The sequence below is a fragment of the Actinobacillus equuli genome, assembly GCF_900636745.1.
GTDB classification, from domain to species: Bacteria; Pseudomonadota; Gammaproteobacteria; order Enterobacterales; family Pasteurellaceae; genus Actinobacillus; species Actinobacillus equuli.
In genome coordinates, this window is sequence record NZ_LR134310.1 from 1,213,717 (window position 1) to 1,230,000 (window position 16,284).

Genomic DNA, 16,284 nt, shown 5'->3' on the forward strand with positions numbered 1-16,284 from the left:
GAAAAATTTGACCGCTTGCAAGCGAAAAATCCCCCACTTGCGCGGGGGAACTAAATTATTCGCCTTTTAATAAGCGTAATACTTTTTGCGGATCATCGGTTAAGGTGAGAATTTCCATGGTTTTCTCATCATCTAACGCATTAGTGATCGCACTTACGACTTGGATGTGTTCGTTATTACGTGCCGCAATACCGATAACTAATTTCGCCACACCATCTTCTTCGTCAGTAAAACGCACGCCTTCACGATATTGGCAGAATACGATACCGGTTTTTAATACTTTATCTTTTGCCGCAATCGTACCGTGCGGAACCGCAATACCCTCACCTAAGTAAGTTGAAACTTGTTGTTCACGTTCAAACATTGCCGGTACATAATCCGCTTCAGCAAAACCTAATTTTACAAGTTGTTCACCGGCAAATTGAATCGCCTCTTCTTTGGTACGTGCAGTTAGATTTAAGAAGATTTGATCCTCGGTCACATTTAAACCGCCACGTTCAGTTGCCACTTGCGGCACAACTTCAACCGGAATCACTTTGTCTGTACTGTTTGCAGTAAGTTTTGCCACTAAACCGTCATAGAAAACGCCGTCTAAGAAGTTATTAAGTGATAAATGTTGTGCGGTCGGTACTTGTTTTTGCGCACGTGCAGTTAAGTCTTTGTGGGTTACCACTAATTGAGCGTCTTGTGGTAAATCATTAATTGCTACGTTTTGTACTTCGACATTTAAACCTGCCGCTTGTACTTTTTTGCGTAACATACTTGCACCCATTGCGCTTGAACCCATGCCCGCATCACAAGACACATAAATTTTACGTACATTGCTGAAATCGCCTGCAACCGCTGCATCCGCCGCAACAGCACCGCCTTTGCTTTGTGCTTTCATTGCCGCCATTTCCGCTTGTGCACTTTCTAACGCATCATCAGACGCCTCTTCTTTTTGCATTTTGAGTAATACGGATGCAATCACGAAAGTAACTACACATGAAAGAATCACAGAAGCGATAACCGCTAAGTGCGCGCCCGCCGGTGTCATTGCTAATACCGCAATGATTGAACCCGGAGAAGCCGGTGAAACTAAACCGCCGCCTAATAATGTATTAGTTAATACGCCTGTTGCACCACCCGCAATTACTGCAAGGATTAAACGAGGATTCATTAATACATACGGGAAGTAAATTTCGTGAATACCGCCGAAGAAGTGAATGATTGATGCAGAACTTGCGGTATTTTTTGCTGAACCTTTACCGAATAACATATAGGCAATCAAAATACCTAAACCTGGGCCCGGGTTCGCTTCAATTAAGAAGAAGATTGATTTACCTAATTCTGAAGATTCTTGAATACCAAGCGGCGAGAAGATACCGTGGTTGATTGCATTATTTAAGAATAAAATTTTCGCTGGCTCAACAATCACCGATGTTAACGCAAGTAAGTTAGCATCCACTAACGCTCTTACACCCGCAGCTAATAAGTCTGAAAGCGAAGTAACAACACCACCGATAAAGCTAAATGACAGTAGCGCTAATAACATACCGATAATACCGGCTGAGAAGTTATTCACTAACATCTCAAAACCGCTTTTCACTTTCCCTTCGATTGCTTTATCGAATGTTTTGATTGCCCAGCCGCCAAGTGGACCAACAATCATTGCACCTAAGAACATTGGAATTTCAGAACCGACAATGATACCCATGGTAGTAATCGCACCAACTACCGCACCACGTTCACCGCCAGCTAAACGACCACCGCTATAACCGATTAATAGCGGTAATAAATAGGTAATCATCGGGCCGACAAGTTTACCTAAACTCTCATTCGGCAACCAACCGGTAGGAATAAATAATGCGGTAATAAAACCCCAGGCGATGAAAGCCCCGATATTCGGCATCACCATATTTGATAAGAAACGCCCAAAACTTTGGACTTTAACTTTAAGATTAGACATAACTGCTCCTGAACAACAGTGTAGAGAAAAAGGGATTAAAATCTGTGCATAAATTAGCACCTGTTCTTAAAGTTACCAAAATGTTTCTATTGAATTTGTGAACGCGATCACATTAAATTTTTTCTTAATTTTTGAAAAGTGTGAACCAGATCACATTTATATAAATACACTTTTTAAAACCGTGATCTACATCACAATTTCAACAAACAAGCGGTCTAATTTCACAATTTTTTTGCAAGTGACTCAAGTCGCTTATTTGCAAAAAAATCCTAAAATTTAACCGCTTGAAAAAGAAAAAAGCCTTTGAGCTTTCACTCAAAGGCTTGATTGCAATTTATTGATTACTCAACAGTTACCGCTTTCGCAAGGTTACGAGGTTGGTCAACGTCCGTACCTTTAATTAATGCGATGTGGTATGAAAGTAATTGTAACGGCACTGTGTAGAAAATTGGTGCCGTAACTTCATCAACACGTGGTAACACAATCGTTTTGAAACCAGTTGTTTCTTCAAAGCCTGCTTCGTGATCTGCGAATACATATAATTGACCGCCACGTGCACGCACTTCTTCGATATTTGATTTCACTTTTTCAAGTAAATCATTTTCCGGCGCTACTACCACTACCGGCATTTCGCTGTCGATTAATGCTAACGGACCGTGTTTTAATTCACCTGCTGCATACGCTTCTGCGTGGATGTATGAAATCTCTTTTAATTTTAATGCAGATTCCATTGCAATCGGATAGTACTCACCACGACCTAAGAATAAAGTATGGTGTTTATCTGCGAAGTCTTCAGATAATTTCTCAATTGCTTTATCAAACACTAACGCACTTTCAATTTGCGCAGGTAAACGTTGTAATGCTTGAACGATGTGGTGTTCTTGTTCTTCAGATACCGTGCCTTTTAAGCGACCGATCGCCACATTTAAAAGAAGCATACAAGTTAACTGAGTCGTAAATGCTTTAGTCGATGCAACACCGATTTCAACACCCGCTTTCGTCATAAATGCGAAATCAGACTCACGAACAAGTGAAGAACTTGCTACGTTACAAATCGTCATTGCAGACATATAGCCAGATTCTTTCGCTAAACGTAATGCCGCTAATGTGTCCGCTGTTTCACCTGATTGTGAAAGCGTAATTAATAAACTATTCGGACGAGTTACGAATTTACGGTAACGGAACTCAGACGCGATTTCAACGTCACAGCTCACGCCAGCGATAGCTTCAAACCAGTAACGAGCAACCATACCTGCATTGTAAGAAGTACCACAAGCTACGATTTGCACGTGTTCAACTTTCGATAAAATCTCTGCCGCATTCGGACCAATTGCATCAATTTTCACTTTACCGTTTTCGATACGACCGTCTAAGGTATTCATGATTGCTACTGGTTGTTCGAAAATTTCTTTCTGCATATAGTGACGGTATGGACCTTTATCTGCAGCATCCGCTTCGAAGTTACCTTCGTGAATTTCACGTTCAACTTTTTGACCGTCACGGCTATAGATATCCACAGTATGACGAGTAATTTCCGCTACATCACCTTCTTCAAGGTAAGCAAAACGACGAGTTACGCTTAATAATGCTAATGGGTCTGATGCTAAGAAGTTTTCGCCCACACCATAACCGATAACTAATGGGCTACCAGAACGTGCAACGATTAAACGAGACGGATCATCTTGATTCATTACTACTGTACCGTATGCACCACGTAATTGAACTACTGTTTTTTGAACCGCTTCTAATAAAGAACTTGATGTGCGGAGTTCCCACTCAACTAAGTGAGCAATTACTTCAGTGTCAGTTTGCGACTGGAATACATAACCACGCTCTTGTAAAACCACTTTTAATTCTTCGTAGTTTTCAATGATACCGTTATGTACTACTGCAATTTTACCACTGCGATGTGGGTGAGCATTGGTTTCAGATGGTTCACCGTGAGTTGCCCAACGAGTGTGAGCAATACCTGTACCACCGATTAATGGGTTTGCAGAAATCGCATCGTCCAATGCTTTTACTTTACCTACACGACGAACAATTTGCATATTATGTTCTTCGTTTAGTACTGCAACACCCGCAGAGTCGTAACCACGATACTCTAAGCGGTGTAAACCATCTACTAAAATGTCAGCTACGTCGCGTTGTGCTACTGCACCTACAATTCCGCACATAATGTCTTTCCTATGTTAAAGTTAAAAAAATAATTGGGTAATGGGTGTAATAGGGAGTGATTTTGATGTACTAACTTTATCAAAATATAAACCTTTTATTACTCGTTCATACTCGTTCATTAATCACGAGCCACAATCACCTCTACACCATGTGATTCGATTGCCTTTTTAATCTCTTCATCAATATCGGCATCAGTGATCAATTTATTCACAGCTTTCCATTCAAGTTCAAGATTCGGCATTTTACGTCCAATCTTTTGAGACTCAATTAAGACGATAACTTCTCGAGAAACCTCAGCCATTACTTGACTCAAGCCTACGAGCTCATTAAATGTTGTAGTACCGCGTACTAAATCGAGACCGTCTGCGCCAATAAACAGTTGGTCAAAATCATAAGAACGTAGTACTTGCTCGGCAACTTTACCTTGGAATGAATCAGAACGCGTATCCCAAGTACCGCCGGTCATTAACACCGTAGGTTCATTATCAAGCATGGTTAATTCGGTTGCTAATGCCAATGAATTCGTCATAATCACCAAGCCTGTCTGATACAACGCTTTTACCATCGCCCCGGTTGTACTTCCGCTATCAATGATAATCCGATTATGATCTCGAATATGTTTTACCGCTTCATTCGCAATTGCTAATTTTTGTTTTGAAAGTTGCTCGTTGCTATCTTCAATCATTTCTGATGGAATTTTTACCGCACCACCATAACGACGTAATAACAAACCGCTTTCTTCTAAAGCGGTTAAATCCTTACGAATCGTCACTTCAGACGTTTCGAAGAAACCTGCCAATGTTTCAACACTCACCTCTCCTTGTTCTTGTACCATTTTTACAATTAGGTGGCGACGTTGCTGCGTATTTCTCTTTGACATACTTTCCTCATGAAAAGTTTCGATATTGAATATTTAAATTTCGTTTCAAAACGTGCGAATTATATTAGATAATTTTATTTATGCAACTTTTTGTACAAAAAATAAGACCAGCTAATTTATAATCAACTGGTCTTATTTGAAGAATTATTTAATTTGACTACCGATAACGCCACCTAAAGCAGCACCACCTAAAGTTGCACCGGTAGAGTTTCCAATTATATTACCGGCAACCCCACCAACTGCAGCACCGAGCGCCGTATTACGTTGTGATTTGGTCAAGCCGTTACACGCTGAAACAGTTGTAGCCAATACTGCAACCGCAAGTACTTTTACCATAAATTTCATTCTTAATTCCTTATTCTAAAGGTTAAAACTATCACAAATTGTCTATATAACGATTTGTCTTCCATAAGACTTAATTCATATTAAAAGGTTCGAAAATCAAAACTCATCTGACCAGAAATTACACAAATAAAAAGCACCGAAAATTCGGTGCTTTTAAAACAAACTGTTTAAATTATTTATCAGTTTTCTTTACTTTTTTAACAGCTGCTTTTGACTGAATATCCTTTTTAGCCGTCTCTTTTTTGGCTTTAGTTACCGTTTTTGTCTTCGTTGTTGAAGAAGTCGTAGCTTTGGTTTTTCTTGATGCCTTAGCTTTCGCTTTAGGTTCCTCAACGATACTGTTCACTTCTAAAGAAACATTATTTTGATCAGCCCATTCCATCGCTTTCGTTAATAAAATACGTCCCATTGGACGAGGGTCGCCAGTAAATAACGTATTTAAACCGTTATTCTCAATAATGTGACGACGTAATTCTAAACGCTCTTGATGATTTTCCGCTAAGCGCACTGCTCGTTCAACATATTCATCTACCGAATTAGCGATAAGCCACTCAGGTAAACCTAAACGCTTAAACAAGCCTTCGTCAATATGTTCATGAACTTCCGGCCCTGTCTTACATACGCCCACTAAACCTAACGTTACCATATCGATAATACCGTTGGTATTACCAAACGGGAATGGATTTACCATCATATCGCAGTTATGCAAAATACTGAGATATTGATGATAAGGCGAATGAGGATGGGCCGTTGCCGAATCACCTAAGTAAGATTTAATAAAGCGTTCTACATACGGATGAGTTACACCGTTTGATTGACCTAAAGCAAAATGGAAATGTACTTTCACTTTAGCACGATCGCGAATTGCTCTTAATGCTTCTAAGAAATATGGGTTTAACTTCATTGTCGTTGAAGCAATACCGATATTTACGACTTCCGGATTCTCACGTAATAAATAATCTACTTTTTCAGGCGCTAATGCAGACGGAACATACGGCAATGCATCTTTCGGTAAACGTAATAACGTTTCGCTGAAGCATTCTTCCGAACCGACATAATCATCTTCTACAATCACATATTCAATAAAGTCGGAATGGGTCGTAGCCGGGTGACCTAAAGCAATCACTTGTACCGGTGCTAAACGTGTATTACTTGCAAAAATCGTTGCTAAGTCCATACCGATGCTCGGCATATAGAAGACTAACGCGCCGTTTGTTTCACAAATTGAGCGAATAAACTCTAATTTGTCTTTCATATTATTACCATCGACCAGATGGAACTCATCGAATACGTCTCTACCCGCTTGGTCAACCGATGCATTACCTAAACCGATGAGGTGGAAATGCTCACGAGCCGCAATCATTGAAGTAGAGTGCGTACGATAAATTGAGTGTGCAGAATGGAAATGCTCAAGCAATACAACCATTACCGGTTTGCCATTACGATAACCGATTTTGGTCACATCACGATCTTTCCACCCATATTCGGTTTCAATATGGCGACGAATGACTTGATTTAATGCTTTTTTTACATCATGTTTATTTGGCGCAATATCATAGCTACAGTGCATATAAACATCATGCGAAACGGCACTTGGTACATTATTTAAGTTTTGTAGTTGTGCTAAACGAGTAGGGAACCACTGTAAAATCGCTCCACGTTTTGAGAAAGCTACTGGCGTACCAATAAATCGAGGTGACTGTAAAGCAAAACAAAGCGAAGCACAAAGTTCAGGATCTGCATTCCATGCCGCATCAAGGTTTAAATTAACGTTTGATTCCGGCAAATATAAAATACAGAATTTAATTAATGCCCCTTTCGTTGCTTCTAAGTGAATATCTAAACTATTTTCACGGTTTGGATTACGATTATAAGTTTGTAATACATGATCCGCATTAACATACGGAGAACTTGCAAAAACAAGGGACAACCAACGTTGGAACGCTAAAAAGCGCTGTGCACCTTCTACTGAAATTTCTAATCCAGGATCAGAAAAAAGCGTACTTACTGCATTCGCTAAACGAGTACAGAAATAAACGGTCTTCTCTTGTTCAAGATCCTTTAATTGGGTAGGGAATTCAAAATCAATATCTTGAATTCCACCAAAATTACTATCAAGTTTCGCTAAAATCTCAAGTAATTCGGTACAAGATTCTTCATATTTTTTCGCTGCTACAGCAGCTTCAAATAGTGCTAAATTAGGTTTTTTACTGTGTTCCATACGAGTTGTCCTAAAAAATTAACAAGTTCCCCACAAATCATATTCGTCAGCATTAGTAATTGTTACTGAGATAATCTTACCAACTTTTACATCTTGATTCGAAATATTATCTACATATACTACGCCGTCAATTTCCGGGGCATCCGCCATTGAACGACCGATAATGCCTTCTTCGTCAATCTCATCAACAATTACTGCAAGTGTCTTACCCACTTTTTGTTGTAAACGTGCTGCTGAAATACGCTGTTGAACTTGCATAAAACGGTGGAAACGTTCTTCTTTCACATCTTCCGGCACTTGATCCGCCATTTCGGTTGCTACCGCACCTTCTACCGGGCTAAATTTAAAGCAACCAACACGATCTAATTGTGCTTCCTCTAAGAAATCCAATAACATTTGGAAATCTTCTTCTGTCTCGCCAGGGAAACCAACAATAAAGGTTGAGCGAAGCGTTAATTCCGGACAGATCTCGCGCCATTTTTTTATACGCTCCAACGTACGCTCAATAGAACCGGGACGTTTCATCGCCTTCAATACTTTCGGGCTTGCGTGTTGTAACGGAATATCCAAATACGGCAAAATTTTACCTTGAGCCATTAACGGAATTAAATCATCTACATGCGGATACGGATAGACATAATGTAGACGAACCCAAATGCCTAAAGTTCCTAACTGCTCGCATAAAGTAATTAAATTATTTTTAATTGGCGCACCATTCCAGAAAACTGTCTTGTTTTGATTCTCTTTTGACTGATCTAACGCATAAGCAGATGTATCTTGTGAAACAATTAATAACTCTTTCACCCCCGAGTCAGCGAGACGTTTAGCCTCATCTAACACCTGAACGATCGGACGGCTATCTAAATCACCGCGCATCGAAGGGATGATACAGAAAGTACAACGGTGGTCACAACCTTCCGAAATCTTTAAATAAGCATAATGTTTAGGTGTAAGTTTTACCCCTTGCGCCGGTACCAGACTGGTATAAATATTGCGTTCCGGGCGCGGTACATATTTATGTACATGCTGCATAACCGCTTCGTAGCTATGCGGCCCAGTGATTTCTAATACTTTCGGATGCACTTCACGAATTTGGTTTTCTTTTGCGCCTAAACAGCCGGTAACAATCACTTTACCATTTTCTTGCAATGCTTCGCCGATCGCTTCTAGAGACTCTTGCACCGCACTGTCGATAAAGCCACAAGTGTTAACAATTACTAAATCCGCATTTTCATAACTCGGAATAATGTTATAACCGTCTGTACGTAATTCCGTCAAAATACGCTCAGAATCAACTAGATTTTTAGGGCAGCCAAGGCTGATAAAACCAATATTTGGTGTAGTACTCATAAATTTCTCAAAAATATAATTAGGTAATCAATAAATAAAAAAAGACCTACAAATTCGCGTAGGCAAATGGCGGAATATTGTACAAAACTTACAATAGAATAGCGATAATAAGCGGTCGAATTTTTGCGTTTTTTTGCAAAATTTAGCCAAATTCCGACCGCTTATCTATTACTGATTAGGCAATGCTATTTAACATAGCAAGAACAATTTCCGATGATTTCTCCGCCGCCAGTGGTAAGAATTCATCAAAAGAAAGGTGAGATTCTTTATCTGCGACATCTGAAATCGCACGAACAATCACGAAAGGTACTTCAAACGCATGGCAAACTTGTGCAATTGCTGCTGCTTCCATTTCCACCGCGGCAACACTTGGGAAGTGTTCACGAATTTGCGCAATTTTTTCCGCACCATTCACAAATAAGTCACCGCTACAAATTAAACCGGAAACCGCATTAAAACCGGCTTTTTCCGTTTCTTTAATCGCAACATTCATTAACTGTTCATTTGGAACAAATGCAGCTGGATTCGCCGGCAATTGTCCTTTCTCATAACCGAATGCGGTCACATCAACATCGTGATGGCGTACTTCCGTTGAAATCACGATATCCCCGACATTTAATTTTGGATCCAAACCACCTGCTGATCCCGTATTAATAATCATATCCGGCTTCGCTAATTCAAGTAATAAGGTTGTGCCGACTGCCGCAGCGACTTTACCAATACCGGATTGTAATAACGCCACTCGCGTATTATTAATTTTACCGTCATAAATTTTACAACCCGCTATTTCCGTTACTTTCGCTTCAACCATTAAATTACGTAAAATTTCAACTTCTTGCGGCATTGCGCCGATAATTCCAATTTTTAATTTCATTATTTTTTATCCTCTTTTCGTTCTTGTTGTAGTTTCTCAATTAAAAAATCTAATACACCGTAAGTATAATCGTCATTGTACAAAGTATTTTGTAACAAAATGTATTTGCCGTTTAATACGGCAATCGGTACATACGGCGGATTATATAAGTTAAACAAGGCTTTCTCTTGTTCCATTCGTTGCTTAACTTCTTCCGAATAAAACAATTTATTAAATGCGCTAGCATCCAAACCCTTTGAAGCTAGCCATTGCGTCACTGCCGCATCACTTTTAACTAAACTGACATGCTCTTTGCGCCCTACACTATCAAATAAATAAAGCTCGCTCAAATCCTCACGTCCGATTACCATAAAAGTCGCATGCATTTGACCTGTAAAAGAATCACCTTTTTCATAAGCAGGCGAACGTTGTAATACGACTTTATCTTTATGTTGTTCGGCATACTGTTTCAAATAGTCATTAGCATTTAAACAAATGGCACAATCATATTTAAAGAAATATTGAATTAATATGCGACCATCTTTAGGTAAGTCGATATTTATTGGCTTTTTATAAGAGTAATAGTCTTTTCCATCTTTAAAAAGCGATTCGTTTTTTGCATTTTTTTGCAGATTTTCGACCGCTTGTACAGAAGAAGCAAAAACAGTTAATGCCAAGATAGATATCGCTAAACCAACACTCCACTTCACTAAATTCTTAAATAACATACTCAGTAACATTACCTCATAAAAACTATGTGCGATTAGAATCCGAACTAATGAATAAGTTCATAACCTAATAATGCGGCGGGGGTGTTTCTTCCGCTAATGAAGCAACATTACTAGACTGAACGCCTTGCAATTTTTCTGCAAAGTGGCGAACTTGGGTTTGAAGTTTATCCAAAGCAAATTGATGATGAACTAATGCTTGATTCAGCTCTTCTATCGTCACTTCTTGGAAAGCAACTTTTGTTTCTAATTCGGCTATACGTTGTAAAAAATCGAGTTCTGTTGTCATTTTTGATAAAAAAGGTTGTCTAATCAAGGAATACACTTTACCCTATCTATCTTTCTTTTAACAATTATTTATAAGGAAAATCTATGTTAAAAAGCAAACTTTCTGTACTTGCAGTCGCAGCGAGCGTATTTGCAGCATCACAAGCGACCTTTGCGGAACAAAAAGCGGATCAAAAATTTATAGACGAGTCTTCATACGCAGTCGGCGTATTAATGGGAAAAAACATTGAGGGCGTTGTTGCATCGCAAAAAGAAATTTTCTCTTATAACCAAGATAAAATTTTAGCCGGTGTACAAGATACGATTAAAAAAACCGGTAAATTAACCGATGAAGATTTACAAAAACAATTAAAAGCACTTGATACTTATCTTGCAAGCCAAGAAAGCAAAATTGCTGCAGAAAAAAGTAAAGCGACAATCGAAGCTGGTAACAAATTCCGTGCTGAATACGAGAAAAAAGCCGGCGTGAAAAAAACAGCTTCTGGCTTACTCTACAAAATTGAAAAAGCCGGTACAGGCGAATCACCAAAAGCTGAAGATACCGTAAAAGTACACTATAAAGGTACCTTAACAGACGGTACGGTGTTCGATAGCTCATACGACCGCGGTGAACCAATTGAATTCCAATTAAATCAATTAATTCCGGGTTGGATTGAAGCGATTCCAATGCTGAAAAAAGGCGGAAAAATGGAAATCGTATTACCACCTCAGTTAGGATACGGTGAACGTCAAGCGGGTAAAATTCCAGCAAGTTCAACCTTAAAATTTGAAATCGAATTATTAGATTTCAAAGCGGCTGAAGCGAAAAAATAACCCTTGAATCTAAGCGGTCTAATTTGTAGAATTTTTTGCAAATTAGACCGCTTGCTTTTTGGGTCTTTCTAAAATTATTCCACAAAAGAAGCAAAATAAGTCCCTCAATATTATGAAAAAATTCCAAACTTTTACTGAAGAAGATCATGCGATTTTAGCCTCTTACTTTCCGATTGTAGACGGTATTGCCGCCTTAATCGGCGAACACTGCGAGATCGTATTACACTCGTTAGAATTTCTTGAAAATTCTGCAATCTATATCGCAAACGGACACAATACCGATCGCAAAATCGGCTCGCCTCTGACCGATAAAGCGCTTAAATCGTTACATCAAATGAAAACGGATAGCGTATCTAAGCCTTATTTTACACGCTCTAAAGGCGGTGTATTAATGAAATCCGTCACGGTTGCGATCCGTAATAGTAAACAACACGTTATTGGTTTTATCTGCATTAATATCAATTTAGATGTGCCGGCATCGCAATTTTTAAGCGCCTTTATCGCACCGCTACAAGATGACGAAGACACAGCGGTTAATTTTGCGAGTTCTGTGGAAGATTTAGTTGCTCAAACTATCGAACATACGATTGAAGAAACCATGGCGGATCGTAATGTTGCTAATAACAATAAAAATCGCCATATTGTTGTATCGTTATATGAGAAAGGCATTTTTGATATCAAAGATGCGATCAATCAAGTAGCTGATCGATTAAATATTTCTCGCCATACCGTTTACCTTTATATCCGACAAATTAAACAGGATAACGAATAATGGATTATGTACTTGCGATAAAATCGCCTGTTTACGGTGCACAAGGGGCATATTTAGCTTATCAAGTTGCTGAAGCATTATTAGCTGCAGAACATAACATTAAACAAGTATTTTTCTTTCAAGACGGTATCAGCAATGCAAATGCTTTAGTAAACCCTGCAAGTGATGAAATAAACTTATTAGAAAAATGGCAACACCTCGCAAAATTACACGGTTTACCCTTACACCTCTGTATTTCTGCTGCACAAAGACGGGGAGTTGTGGATCATCAAACCAGTAAAACCCAGCAAACGAATCTTGCCGAAGGTTTTATACTGGCAGGACTTGGTGAATTTAGCCAAGCGGTACTCAAAGCAGACAGACTATTAACCTTTTAATGATGAAAAAATATAAACTTGCATTCCTTTTTACTCAACCGCCTTTTGGAACGGCAACCAGTCGCGAAGGCTTAGATGCTTTACTTGCTGCCAGCGCTTTTTGTGCCGAAGATGAAATCGCTATTTGCTTTTTAAATGACGGTATATTCAATCTATTAGCACAGCAGCAGCCGAATATTATCGTACAGAAAGATCATATCTCAACTTTTAAATTAATTGAGCTATATGATTTAACCGAATGTTTTATTTGTGAAGAGTCTATCAACCAAAGAGCATTAAGCAATGCCGAATGGATTTTACCTAACGCAAATATCATCCCCCAAACAGAGCTGTTTGCCATTCTTGCGCAAGCTGAAAAGGTACTAACGTTCTAATAAGGAATCCCTATGCTTTATACATTTTCTAAAGCACAATATGAGTTAACTGAACTAAACCAAATACTCGCTCAAATTACGGCAAATGATGCCGTAGTCTTATGGCAAGACGGTGTCTTGTTAGCAGTTAAATATCCTCAACTTTTTTCACAAATATCCCATTTATTTATATTAGCCAACGATCTCGAAGCTAGAGGATTAAACACAAAATTTAAATCCATTTCGCTTACCGAATTCGTCAAGGTTAGTGAAACTTTTCATCCACAGGTAGCCCTTTAAATGACCGCTACAATGCATATTGCTTTTGCTGCGGATCGTAACTACGCAGAACAAATAATTACCCTAATCAAATCTATTTGCTTTTTTGATAAAGACATACACTTTTATCTCATCAATAAAGATTTTTCAGAACAGTGGTTTTATTCGCTTAATCTAGAATTGAACAAGATAAATTGCTACATCACTGATATAAAAGTTGAACAGGTAAATTTTTCTCATTTAAAAACAATGCAGTATGTTTCCGAAGCAAGCTACTACCGTTGTTTAATTCCTCAACTTATTCCTCAAGATAAAGTGCTTTATCTCGATTGTGACATAATTGCAAATGGCTCTCTGTTATCACTATACCAACAAGATCTGACAAATTACTTAGCTGCAGCCTCGCCGGATTTTTTAATTAATAGCGGTTTCTTCTACCATAAGTTTTTCCCACATATAGAGCAATATTTTAATGCCGGAGTATTATTGTTTAATAATAAAAAATGGCGAGAAACCGCTGATATAGATCAGAGATTGGAAAATGCAATTCTGACTTATCAGCAAAGTGGTTCTGACTTAGCCGATCAGGATATTTTAAATTTAGTGCTACAGAATCAATACTTCCCGTTAGCCAAAAAATATAATTATCAATTTGGTTCAAGCTATTATTTAATTGAAAGTAATCGCCTAGATATTTACGATGAAATTATGAATATCGGTAATCAGCCACCGATACTTATTCATTACACAGGATTAGCCAAACCTTGGACACCGATATGTCAAAATCAATACCACGCAGAACAACAATACTGGAAAGCTTATCGCCTTACATGGTCAGAAATTATTGATCATCATATCAACAAATAATATAGATGCAGCTTATATAAGGAAACGGCTAGAAATTAATTTCTAGCCGTTTTTTTATCCTAAACAAGCGGTCAAATTTCTCTGCTGTTTTGCAAATTACGGCGGTGGAGGCTGTTTGAAGAAGCCAAAAGCAAAAACCCCGTGGTTATCGCTAACCACAGGGTCCCTAAATTCAATCTGGCGATGCCCTACTCTCACATGGGGAAACCCCACACTACCATCGGCGTTACTGCGTTTTACTTCTGAGTTCGGAATGGAATCAGGTAGAGCCACAGCACTCTGGTCGCCAGAATATTCTGTCGATGACTTCGGCTATCGCCTTCGTCTTTATCTATCTTTTTCTTTGTTCTTTATCTGCTTTTTATTCGCACTTTAAATTCGAAACAAGCTGTTACTGATTTTCTAGTCTTTAGTCTTCATGCCCAAAAACACTTGAGCGTTGTATAGTTAAGCCTCTCGGGCAATTAGTATCCGTTAGCTCAATGGCTCACACCACTTACACACCAGACCTATCTACGTCGTAGTCTCCAACAACCCTTACAGTCTTATAGACTGGGAGAACTCATCTTGAGGCAAGTTTCGTGCTTAGATGCTTTCAGCACTTATCTCTTCCGCATGTAGCTACCCAGCAATGCCTCTGGCGAGACAACTGGAACACCAGTGATGCGTCCACTCCGGTCCTCTCGTACTAGGAGCAGCCCCTCTCAATTCTCCAACGCCCACGGCAGATAGGGACCGAACTGTCTCACGACGTTCTAAACCCAGCTCGCGTACCACTTTAAATGGCGAACAGCCATACCCTTGGGACCTACTTCAGCCCCAGGATGTGATGAGCCGACATCGAGGTGCCAAACACCGCCGTCGATATGAACTCTTGGGCGGTATCAGCCTGTTATCCCCGGAGTACCTTTTATCCGTTGAGCGATGGCCCTTCCATTCAGAACCACCGGATCACTATGACCTGCTTTCGCACCTGCTCGACTTGTCTGTCTCGCAGTTAAGCTTGCTTATACCATTGCACTAACCTCACGATGTCCGACCGTGATTAGCAAACCTTCGTGCTCCTCCGTTACTCTTTGGGAGGAGACCGCCCCAGTCAAACTACCCACCAGACACTGTCCGAGACCGCGTTCCGCAATCTTCGTTAGAACATCAAACGTTAAAGGGTGGTATTTCAAGGACGCCTCCACAATCACTGGCGTGACTGCTTCAAAGGCTCCCACCTATCCTACACATCAAAATTCAATGTTCAGTGTCAAGCTATAGTAAAGGTTCACGGGGTCTTTCCGTCTAGCCGCGGGTACACCGCATCTTCACGGCGATTTCAATTTCACTGAGTCTCGGGTGGAGACAGCCTGGCCATCATTATGCCATTCGTGCAGGTCGGAACTTACCCGACAAGGAATTTCGCTACCTTAGGACCGTTATAGTTACGGCCGCCGTTTACTGGGGCTTCGATCAGGAGCTTCTCTTTCGATAACACCATCAATTAACCTTCCAGCACCGGGCAGGCATCACACCCTATACGTCCACTTTCGTGTTTGCAGAGTGCTGTGTTTTTAATAAACAGTTGCAGCCAGCTGGTATCTTCGACCGGTTCAACCTTCGAGAGTAAATCTCTACAATCTACGCCGGCGCACCTTCTCCCGAAGTTACGGTGCTATTTTGCCTAGTTCCTTCACCCGAGTTCTCTCAAGCGCCTGAGTATTCTCTACCTGACCACCTGTGTCGGTTTATAGTACGGTTTAGTATAACCTGAAGCTTAGTGGCTTTTCCTGGAAGCGTGGTATCGGTTACTTCATCTCCGTAGAGACTCGTCATCACTTCTCGGTGTTAACGGAATTCCGGATTTGCCTAAAATTCCCACCTACCGGCTTAAACAGACATCCAACAGTCTGATAACCTAACCTTCTCCGTCCCCACATCGCAGTTATACCAAGTACGGGAATATTAACCCGTTTCCCATCGACTACGCTTTTCAGCCTCGCCTTAGGGGCCGACTCACCCTGCCCCGATTAACGTTGGACAGGAACCC

15 protein-coding genes and 2 rRNA genes (1 of these 17 only partly in view) are annotated in these 16,284 nt (G+C 39.9%); 6 read left to right on the plus strand and 11 right to left on the minus strand.

Annotated features, from left to right (window positions below; translation table 11 throughout):
- Nucleotides 1-55: 55 nt before the first annotated feature.
- The 9 genes from EL121_RS05700 to EL121_RS05740 all read right to left on the minus strand — a co-directional run bounded on the left by EL121_RS05700 (nt 56) and on the right by EL121_RS05740 (nt 10,789).
- The gene (locus tag EL121_RS05700; protein ID WP_039198305.1) at nt 56-1,948 is read right to left on the minus strand and encodes a PTS mannitol transporter subunit IICBA; all 1,893 of its coding nucleotides are present in this window, start codon (nt 1,946-1,948) and stop codon (nt 56-58) included.
- Nucleotides 1,949-2,289: 341 nt separating this feature from the next.
- Nucleotides 2,290-4,122: a glutamine--fructose-6-phosphate transaminase (isomerizing) gene (gene glmS / locus EL121_RS05705; RefSeq protein ID WP_039198309.1), complete on the minus strand. Its 1,833-nt coding sequence runs from the start codon at nt 4,120-4,122 to the stop codon at nt 2,290-2,292.
- A 119-nt stretch (nt 4,123-4,241) separates the two neighbouring features.
- Nucleotides 4,242-5,003 carry a DeoR/GlpR family DNA-binding transcription regulator gene (locus EL121_RS05710; RefSeq protein ID WP_039198311.1) on the minus strand — a complete coding sequence of 254 codons (762 nt, stop codon included), beginning with the start codon at nt 5,001-5,003 and terminating at the stop codon, nt 4,242-4,244.
- A gap of 144 nt (nt 5,004-5,147) precedes the next feature.
- The gene (locus EL121_RS05715; protein WP_039198313.1) at nt 5,148-5,348 is read right to left on the minus strand and encodes a glycine zipper 2TM domain-containing protein; all 201 of its coding nucleotides are present in this window, start codon (nt 5,346-5,348) and stop codon (nt 5,148-5,150) included.
- Between the two features lie 172 nt (nt 5,349-5,520).
- Entirely contained in the window at nt 5,521-7,569 is a 2,049-nt protein-coding gene (locus EL121_RS05720) for a UDP-glucose:protein N-beta-glucosyltransferase (RefSeq protein WP_039198315.1), read from the minus strand.
- Between the two features lie 18 nt (nt 7,570-7,587).
- Complete coding sequence (rimO, locus tag EL121_RS05725) at nt 7,588-8,919, minus strand: 30S ribosomal protein S12 methylthiotransferase RimO (RefSeq protein WP_039198317.1); 1,332 nt, start codon at nt 8,917-8,919, stop codon at nt 7,588-7,590.
- A 175-nt stretch (nt 8,920-9,094) separates the two neighbouring features.
- Entirely contained in the window at nt 9,095-9,793 is a 699-nt protein-coding gene (mtnN, locus tag EL121_RS05730) for a 5'-methylthioadenosine/S-adenosylhomocysteine nucleosidase (protein ID WP_039198319.1), read from the minus strand.
- Nucleotides 9,793-10,500, minus strand: coding sequence for a thiol:disulfide interchange protein DsbA/DsbL (locus EL121_RS05735; protein WP_039198321.1), 708 nt, complete (start codon nt 10,498-10,500; stop codon nt 9,793-9,795). Before EL121_RS05735 ends, mtnN begins: the two co-directional genes overlap by 1 nt.
- A 67-nt stretch (nt 10,501-10,567) precedes the next feature.
- A complete protein-coding gene (locus tag EL121_RS05740; protein ID WP_039198324.1) occupies nt 10,568-10,789 on the minus strand; it encodes a SlyX family protein in 222 nt (73 codons plus the stop codon).
- A gap of 83 nt (nt 10,790-10,872) precedes the next feature.
- On the opposite strand from EL121_RS05740, the gene fkpA reads away from it, so the two are divergent.
- The 6 genes from fkpA (at nt 10,873) to EL121_RS05770 (ending at nt 14,249) form a co-directional block, all read left to right on the plus strand.
- Complete coding sequence (fkpA, locus tag EL121_RS05745) at nt 10,873-11,601, plus strand: FKBP-type peptidyl-prolyl cis-trans isomerase (RefSeq protein ID WP_039198326.1); 729 nt, start codon at nt 10,873-10,875, stop codon at nt 11,599-11,601.
- Between the two features lie 112 nt (nt 11,602-11,713).
- Nucleotides 11,714-12,373 (plus strand): helix-turn-helix transcriptional regulator, encoded by a 660-nt coding sequence (locus EL121_RS05750; protein ID WP_015674180.1) that lies wholly within the window; start codon nt 11,714-11,716, stop codon nt 12,371-12,373.
- On the plus strand, nt 12,373-12,750 hold the full coding sequence (tusD, locus tag EL121_RS05755; RefSeq protein ID WP_039198327.1) for a sulfurtransferase complex subunit TusD: 378 nt from the start codon (nt 12,373-12,375) through the stop codon (nt 12,748-12,750). The genes EL121_RS05750 and tusD overlap by 1 nt, the downstream gene beginning before the upstream one ends.
- Nucleotides 12,750-13,124: a sulfurtransferase complex subunit TusC gene (tusC, locus tag EL121_RS05760; protein ID WP_039198329.1), complete on the plus strand. Its 375-nt coding sequence runs from the start codon at nt 12,750-12,752 to the stop codon at nt 13,122-13,124. The genes tusD and tusC overlap by 1 nt, the downstream gene beginning before the upstream one ends.
- Nucleotides 13,125-13,136: 12 nt before the next feature.
- A complete protein-coding gene (gene tusB, locus EL121_RS05765; RefSeq protein ID WP_039198331.1) occupies nt 13,137-13,403 on the plus strand; it encodes a sulfurtransferase complex subunit TusB in 267 nt (88 codons plus the stop codon).
- Nucleotides 13,404-14,249 (plus strand): glycosyltransferase family 8 protein, encoded by an 846-nt coding sequence (locus EL121_RS05770; RefSeq protein ID WP_039198333.1) that lies wholly within the window; start codon nt 13,404-13,406, stop codon nt 14,247-14,249. It begins immediately after the preceding gene.
- Nucleotides 14,250-14,424: 175 nt separating this feature from the next.
- Here EL121_RS05770 and rrf read toward each other — a convergent pair.
- Both rrf and EL121_RS05780 read right to left on the minus strand, forming a co-directional pair.
- A 5S ribosomal RNA gene (gene rrf, locus EL121_RS05775) occupies nt 14,425-14,540 on the minus strand.
- A gap of 152 nt (nt 14,541-14,692) precedes the next feature.
- A 23S ribosomal RNA gene (locus tag EL121_RS05780) occupies nt 14,693-16,284 on the minus strand; it runs 1,308 nt beyond the window's last position.

Excerpts from the sequence above, each read along its gene's own strand:
- mtnN (WP_039198319.1), bottom strand. The coding sequence starts at position 9,793 with ATGAAATTAAAAATTGGAATTATCGGCGCAATGCCGCAAGAAGTTGAA.
- EL121_RS05720 (WP_039198315.1), bottom strand. The coding sequence starts at position 7,569 with ATGGAACACAGTAAAAAACCTAATTTAGCACTATTTGAAGCTGCTGTA.
- EL121_RS05750 (WP_015674180.1), top strand. The coding sequence starts at position 11,714 with ATGAAAAAATTCCAAACTTTTACTGAAGAAGATCATGCGATTTTAGCC.
- EL121_RS05735 (WP_039198321.1), bottom strand. The coding sequence starts at position 10,500 with ATGTTATTTAAGAATTTAGTGAAGTGGAGTGTTGGTTTAGCGATATCT.
- tusD (WP_039198327.1), top strand. The coding sequence starts at position 12,373 with ATGGATTATGTACTTGCGATAAAATCGCCTGTTTACGGTGCACAAGGG.
- EL121_RS05715 (WP_039198313.1), bottom strand. The coding sequence starts at position 5,348 with ATGAAATTTATGGTAAAAGTACTTGCGGTTGCAGTATTGGCTACAACT.
- glmS (WP_039198309.1), bottom strand. The coding sequence starts at position 4,122 with ATGTGCGGAATTGTAGGTGCAGTAGCACAACGCGACGTAGCTGACATT.
- EL121_RS05740 (WP_039198324.1), bottom strand. The coding sequence starts at position 10,789 with ATGACAACAGAACTCGATTTTTTACAACGTATAGCCGAATTAGAAACA.
- fkpA (WP_039198326.1), top strand. The coding sequence starts at position 10,873 with ATGTTAAAAAGCAAACTTTCTGTACTTGCAGTCGCAGCGAGCGTATTT.
- tusC (WP_039198329.1), top strand. The coding sequence starts at position 12,750 with ATGATGAAAAAATATAAACTTGCATTCCTTTTTACTCAACCGCCTTTT.
- rimO (WP_039198317.1), bottom strand. The coding sequence starts at position 8,919 with ATGAGTACTACACCAAATATTGGTTTTATCAGCCTTGGCTGCCCTAAA.
- EL121_RS05710 (WP_039198311.1), bottom strand. The coding sequence starts at position 5,003 with ATGTCAAAGAGAAATACGCAGCAACGTCGCCACCTAATTGTAAAAATG.
- tusB (WP_039198331.1), top strand. The coding sequence starts at position 13,137 with ATGCTTTATACATTTTCTAAAGCACAATATGAGTTAACTGAACTAAAC.
- EL121_RS05700 (WP_039198305.1), bottom strand. The coding sequence starts at position 1,948 with ATGTCTAATCTTAAAGTTAAAGTCCAAAGTTTTGGGCGTTTCTTATCA.
- EL121_RS05770 (WP_039198333.1), top strand. The coding sequence starts at position 13,404 with ATGACCGCTACAATGCATATTGCTTTTGCTGCGGATCGTAACTACGCA.